This window comes from Vibrio sp. 10N.222.48.A3 (genome assembly GCF_041475345.1).
Taxonomy (GTDB): domain Bacteria; phylum Pseudomonadota; class Gammaproteobacteria; order Enterobacterales; family Vibrionaceae; genus Vibrio; species Vibrio tasmaniensis_A.
The window spans coordinates 1-412 of sequence record NZ_JBFRVX010001529.1; the positions used below are offsets into that span (position 1 = coordinate 1).

General features: G+C 46.4%; 1 protein-coding gene. It reads left to right on the plus strand.

Annotated elements, in window-relative coordinates; all coding sequences use genetic code 11:
- Window positions 1-412 (plus strand): cytochrome ubiquinol oxidase subunit I (locus tag AB4653_RS27560; RefSeq protein ID WP_372105833.1); only part of this gene is annotated, 412 nt, incomplete at both ends.

The window sequence follows — 412 nt, forward strand, 5'->3', positions numbered from 1 at the left end:
TGTTGCATTCTTCCTAGAATCCACCTTTGTTGGACTGTTCTTTTTCGGTTGGGAAAGGCTGTCCAAACGCCAACACCTTATGGTGACTTGGCTGGTGGCGTTGGGCTCAAGCTTTTCTGCATTATGGATTCTGGTTGCTAACGGTTGGATGCAAAACCCGATTGGATCGGAGTTTAATTACCAAACCATGCGTATGGAAATGACTAGCTTTGCCGAAGTGGTGCTCAACCCAGTTGCTCAAGTTAAGTTCTTACACACAGTCGCTTCGGCTTATACCTGCGGTGCGATGTTTATCCTTGGCGTGAGTTCATACTACTTGCTTAAAGGTCGTGACGTTGCTTTTGCAAAACGTTCGTTTGCTGTCGCAGCTTCGTTCGGCATTGCTTCTATCATATCGGTGATCGTATTAGGT